Annotated in this window: 5 protein-coding genes and 1 pseudogene; 3 read left to right on the forward strand and 3 right to left on the reverse strand. The window is 44.0% G+C overall.

The annotated features are described in order from the left end of the window. The 3 genes and pseudogenes from QUA99_RS12340 to QUA99_RS12350 all read right to left on the reverse strand — a co-directional run. Positions 1-941: pseudogene (locus tag QUA99_RS12340) on the reverse strand (WD40 repeat domain-containing protein); the annotation flags it as partial. 1 nt (position 942) lies between these two features. Further along, positions 943-2,937, reverse strand: a complete 1,995-nt coding sequence (locus QUA99_RS12345) for a WD40 repeat domain-containing protein (protein WP_333236501.1) — start codon at positions 2,935-2,937, stop codon at positions 943-945. A 4-nt stretch (positions 2,938-2,941) separates the two neighbouring features. Continuing rightward, on the reverse strand, positions 2,942-4,300 hold the full coding sequence (locus QUA99_RS12350) for an NACHT domain-containing protein (protein WP_333236499.1): 1,359 nt from the start codon (positions 4,298-4,300) through the stop codon (positions 2,942-2,944). Positions 4,301-4,644: 344 nt separating this feature from the next. On the opposite strand from QUA99_RS12350, the gene QUA99_RS12355 reads away from it, so the two are divergent. From QUA99_RS12355 to QUA99_RS12365, 3 genes are all read left to right on the forward strand, one after another. Continuing rightward, a complete protein-coding gene (locus QUA99_RS12355; protein ID WP_333236498.1) occupies positions 4,645-4,821 on the forward strand; it encodes a hypothetical protein in 177 nt (58 codons plus the stop codon). 183 nt (positions 4,822-5,004) lie between these two features. Beyond that, positions 5,005-5,289 carry an ATP-binding protein gene (locus QUA99_RS12360; RefSeq protein ID WP_333236496.1) on the forward strand — a complete coding sequence of 95 codons (285 nt, stop codon included), beginning with the start codon at positions 5,005-5,007 and terminating at the stop codon, positions 5,287-5,289. A gap of 54 nt (positions 5,290-5,343) precedes the next feature. Next, positions 5,344-6,062 (forward strand): response regulator transcription factor (locus tag QUA99_RS12365; RefSeq protein WP_333236622.1); only part of this gene is annotated, 719 nt, incomplete at its 3' end.

Consider the following 6,062-nt stretch of genomic DNA (forward strand, 5'->3'; position numbering starts at 1 on the left):
CAGACTTTAATGGTCTTGTCGAGAGAACCAGAAATCGCCCGCTTGCCATCCTCCGTGACGGCAACTGCATTTACCCAATTACTGTGACCTTCGAGAGTAAACAGTTCGTCTCTGGTTATTAAATCCCAGACTTTGATGGTTTTGTCCCACGAACCAGAAATCGCCAGCTTGCCATCAGGAGTAACGGCTACTGCTTTTACCGAGTCCCTGTGACCTGTGAGAGTAAACTCTTCATGTCCAGTTGTTAAATCCCAGACTTTAATGGTGTTGTCCGATGAACCAGAAATCGCCCGCTTGCCATCAGCAGTGACGGCGACTGCATTTACCGAGTCGCTGTGACCTTTGAGAGTAAACTCTTCCTTTCCAGTTCTTAAATCCCAGACTTTGATGGTCTTGTCGAAAGAACTAGAAATTGCCTGCTTCCCATCAGCAGTTACGGCGACTGCATTTACCGAGTTGCTGTGACCTTCGAGTGTGCGTAGCAATCCCCTGCGAGGGGGAGTTAAACAGGGTGTCAAAGGACGCAACCAAGGTGCTGCTTTCCAATGCTTTGCTACCTCTGGCATTGCCTGAATCTCTGGTATTTCAAAGTACAGTAAGCGCCCTAACAATTGCCCTGCCAGTTGTGTCTTATCTCGCTCCAAAATATCTGCTGACATCCACATTACTGCTTGAATCAAATCCAGGCTTTTCGCTTTTTCTGGGTTGTAATCTGAGTGAGTTACTGCTTCTGAATCTTCAACTAAATTAAAATCATCAATCAGTGCCTGCACTCCAAACTCAGGATGCTGAATCTTTGCCATCAGAAAGTTAAAATCTGTCAGTGTTTGATAATATTTTTCTAAATTACCTGACTTGATATAATTTGGCAGTAAGCTGCCCAGATAAGCACGTTGATAGAAAAGTGGTTTGGCAGCTAACTTGTCAGCAAATTCTCCCATATCACGCCACCCCCTCTTCTAAATACTCAGCAATCCCTTCTAGCCGCAGGAAATATACGCGGCCGGATTCGTCGCCTACCACAATTGTGAGTCCATCGGGTGCAACAGCGCAACAGGCGATCGAACTTTCACCCGTGAAACTGGCAATAACCTTTCCACTCGACAAATCCCAGACTTTGAGGGTTTTGTCATCTGAACCGGAAATCGCCCGTTTGCCGTCGGGGGTGATAGCTACTGCATTTACTGAGTTGCTGTGACCTTCGAGAGTAAATTCTTCGTTTCCAGTTGTTAGATCCCAAACTTTGATGGTTTTGTCTGTTGAACCAGAAATTGCCAGCTTGCCATCGGGGGTGACGGCTATTGCATTTACTGAGTTGCTGTGACCTTCGAGAGTAAACTGTTGCTTTAGAGTTGTTGTTAAATCCCAAACTTTGATGGTTTTGTCTGTTGAACCAGAAATTGCCAGCTTGGCATCGGGGGTGACGGCTACTGCATTTACTGAGTTGCTGTGACCTTCGAGAGTAAATTCTTCCTTTCGAGTTGTTAAATCCCAGACTTTGATGGTTTTTTCCCACGAACCAGAAATCGCCCGTTTCCCATCCTCCGTGACGGCAACTACATTTACTGAGTTGCTGTGACCTTTGAGAGTAAATTCTTCTTTTCGAGTTGTTAAATCCCAGACTTTGATGGTTTTGTCCCACGAACCAGAAATTACCCGCTTGCCATCGGGGGTGACGGCTACTGCATATACTGAGTAGCTGTGACCTTTGAGAGTAAACTGTTCCTTTCGAGTGGTTAAATCCCAGACTTTGATGGTGTTGTCCGATGAACCAGAAATTACCCGCTTGCCATCGGGGGTGACGGCTACTGCATTTACAAAATTGCTGTGACCTGTGAGAGTAAACAGTTCCTTTCGAGTTGTTACATCCCAAACTTTGAGGGTGTTGTCCGACAAACCAGAAATTGCCCGCTTGCCATCGGGGGTAACGGTTACTGCATATACTGAGTAATTGTGACCTTCGAGATCGAACATTTCCTTTCCAGTGGTTAAATCCCAGACTTTGAGAGTTGTATCATCTGAACCAGAAATCACCCGCTTCCCGTCAGTAATGAGGGCTACTCCGTTTAGCGAACTGCTATGACCTTTGAGAGTAAACAGTTCCTTTCCAGTGGTTAAACCCCAGACTTTGAGGGTTTTGTCTCTTGAACCAGAAATTGCCCGGTTGCCATTCTTTGTGACGGCGACTGCATTGACTGATTTGGTGTGACCTTTGAGAGTAAACTGTTCCTTTCCACTCGACAAATCCCAGACTTTGAGGGTGTTGTCTCTTGAACCAGAAATTGCCCGCTTGCCATCCTCCGTGACAGCAACTGCATTTACTGAGTTGCTGTGACCTTCGAGAGTAAACAGTTCCTTTCCAGTTCTTAAATCCCAGACTTTGAGGGTGTTGTCCGATGAACCAGAAAGCGCCCGCTTGCCATCGGGGGTGAGGGCAACTACATTTACTGAGTTGCTGTGACCTTCGAGGGTGCGTAGTAGTCCCCTGCGAGGGGGAGTTAAACAGGGTGTCAAAGGACGCAACCAAGGTGCTGCTTTCCATTGCTTTGCTACCTCCAGCATGGTCTGAATCTCTGGGATTTCAAAGTACAGTAAGCGCCCTAACAATTGTTCCGCCAGTTTGGTCCGATCTCCATCCAAAATATCGGCTGACATCCACAGTGCCGCTTGAATCAAGTCCAGGGCTTTCGCTTTTTCTGAGTTGTAATCTGAGTGAGTTACTGCTTCTAAATCGTCAACCAAATTGAAATCATCAATAAGTGCCTGCACCCCGAACTCAGGATGCTGAATCTTTGCCATCAGGAAGTTAAAATCAGTCAGTTTTTGATAATACTTTTCTAAATTCTTTGACTTGACATAATTTGGGAGTAAGCTGCCCAGATAAGCACGTTGATATGAAAGTGGTTTGGCCGCTAACTTGTCAGCAAATTCTCCCATCTCGCTATATCCCCTCTTCTAAATACTCAGCAATCCGTTGATTTACTTCTTTAAAAATCTTGCGCTTTGAATCCATCTCCCGTTTGCCTTTCAGAAAGTCAAGGAAACTAGCATGATAGATCGTGTAGCAGATTTCTCCCTCTACATTCTGCTTTTTCAAATACTCAACCCACTTATCTAAAACCTTTCCCACATCGCATTCATCCACCTTGGCAATTCCAGCAATCATCTCGCAGGGAATGGGCGTGGCAATCTCTAGTAAAATATACAAGACCATCTCCATCAATTGCCCTGGCTTAGCTTCCATCTCCATCTTTACCCAATGGCTTTGATAATACTCTAGCAACCCGTCTGGCAATTGCTTTAAACTCAAGTCATTGTAAACGCCTTTAGCAATTGCAGGCAAAACATACCGCAAATACATAAAATTGTTTTCGCTTTTGTTTACCACTTGTTCGATAAAAGTTTTATCGGGAATGTTGCGAGTTTGAATCCAGTTTTTCAGTCCATTTTTATGGTCAGAATCGGTATTGATAACAAAGCGAATATATTCTTTGATATCATCCTGATTGAAATTAACATACTGGCTATGTCTTAAATCTAACTCTTCTTCGGGAACATCTACTAACAATCGCTTCTTATCGAGGCTATAGGGTCGCCTAGTCAGCAGAAAATATACGTTATTTGGCAGATTCTTCGGTAAATGTAAAAGATTTCCTCCCGGTTCTTGTTCGACTTCATCCAGTGCATCAACTGCAATTACCAAACGTTCAGTACCAGTGAGTTTTCCCGCCACCTGTGCCAGTAAAGTTGGTAAATCGGCGTCTTCTGAATTTTGCAATTGATAGCGGTCAATTAATTGTCGGCGAATGCTCTTCAAAAACAATTCTGGTCTGTTGCGGCGTTCGACGAGAATATTGAAATAGCAGGGAGATTTATGTTCCCAGACGTATTTGGCAGCGATCGAACTTTTGCCCATTCCCGCATCCCCGACGATCGTAAAATAACCGTGAGGATTTTCGGTGATAAATTGCTCAAAAGTCTCAAAAACAAATTGGCGTCCGCAAAACCTGCGAATTTTTTCTTCTATTATCGATATAAATTCTTCAGGGTAGGGGGCAACTACTGGTTGTGATGGTTGATAATACTTCTGTATTAATCTAGTCCGCAGAATCCTCAACTTACCTGCACCTGCGTGGTGAGCGAGTTCAGGAAAACTGGCTGAAAACCTACTGTAAATCTCTCCCAACCGCTGTTTTACAGTAGCTTCTGCTATGTTGAATTTTCCTGAAAGCTGTACGTGATTGAGAGGTTCTCTTTCAGGAGAGGATAGTGCTGCTAATAATGTTTCTGTGTGTTCCATCGATAATCCATGTGTCCCAGATTCGCCTCTAAGGAATTCTTGCCAATCCATCTAGGTTAACCTCTAATTTAACTTTATTACAACTTACCCGTCGTGCATTTAAATCATCCTGAACCTTGCCAAGGATCTCTGAGACGGCTGGAATGCTTCCCAGTCCTGAGCCTTGCGAAGGATAGGGACTCTGCATGACAGTAGTTTAATTATACCTTGACTATACTTTGATTATACCGACCTCTAATAGACCTACCTTTATACCTCTGGTCAACTTCACTCCATTAAAGTGATGCGATGATTTGATCAGAACACAAACAAGCAGTTATTGATAAACAAGAGAGGTCAGTCAAATGAATTTTAAATTATTCGGCAACTCCCACGGTGACGAAGATTTTAGCGAAATCGATGAAATAGGCAAAATAGGTATAAAACTTATTGGCAAAATTGCCGATGAGCTAAGTTATACCCGCACGTCTGCCGGTCGAAACTGTCTGTTAATTGTCAAATATTTTTTCAGCCCAGTATAGTACCACCCCAACCTAGCACTCAAGCGGATTTTTTTAAGCGTGCGATCGATGTTTTACATAGCTTTAACTGGCTTCAAGAGCAACGAAATCCCCAATCCGATCGAAGTTATAACCAGCCTCTTCACAAGATAAAGCTTCAAGTAAGTAGCGAACTCAAGGCTGTTACTCAAGTTTTATGGTGGGTTGAGCAGTTTTTTTTTTTTAGAGCCTTTACCCATTCCCGAAGAAGTTTTGCAGCTTTGTAAACTTGCTGCGATCGAGGGGTTTACCCATGCTGTTCGCCATTCTCACACAAATCTGTCAGTGGGAACTCCGAAAATCGAGCTGGCGATCGCAGTATTTAACGAACACCTAGAGATCGAAATATGGGATTGGGGAAAGCCTTTTGATCTCAAGACTAAGCTGAAAGAAGAATTGCCAGAAAAAACTCTGTTTAGTTGGAACGACTTGGGCTTTACTCTTCACTAAAGCTGTTCGGAAATTGCCAGCTTGAAATTGACAACAAAAAGCAACTTTTTTGTGATGATTACTGATACTACTCCCAAGATTCTGGTTGTGGATGATGACGCTTCCATCCGCACTCTAGTTCATCGCTTTTTAAATCAGAAATATCAAGTAGATTCGGCCGCAGATGGCGAGACGGCTTTAGAATTGTTTGAGAAATTCAAGCCACTGCTAGTAGTTCTCGATTGGAATTTGCCGGATACTACAGGTTATCACCTCTGCCAGGAAATGCAGCGCCGTACAAATGTTTTTGTGATCATGCTAAGCTGCCGCACCGACGAAGCCGATCGACTTAAAGTCCTGTCTGCAGGTGCTGATGACTATATCTGCAAACCTTTTGGTCTGGCGGAGTTAGCAATTCGTATAGAAGTTGTGTTGAGACGCATGAGGCCTGTCACTCCATCGCGCATTGTATTCGATCGATTCGCGATCGATTCAGCACGTAGGGAAGCAACACTCAACGATCGCATTATCAACTTAACAGCCTTGGAATTTAATATTTTGTATTTTTTGGCTAGTCATTCCGGTCAATCTTGGAGTCGCCAACAGCTAATCGAAAAAATCTGGGGGTGGAACTGCGACGACACAGGAGAAGACCAACTTGTTACCGTACATATCGGTCAGATTCGCAAGAAAATGATTAAAGTTGATGCTACTGCGTCGCAGTTTATTAAAACTATTCGGGGTTACGGTTACAGGTTCGAGCCGCCCGTTAGCGAAGCCCTCGAAGAGGATCG

This window comes from Microcoleus sp. F10-B2, from assembly GCF_036704965.1.
Classification (GTDB): Bacteria; Cyanobacteriota; Cyanobacteriia; order Cyanobacteriales; family Microcoleaceae; genus Microcoleus.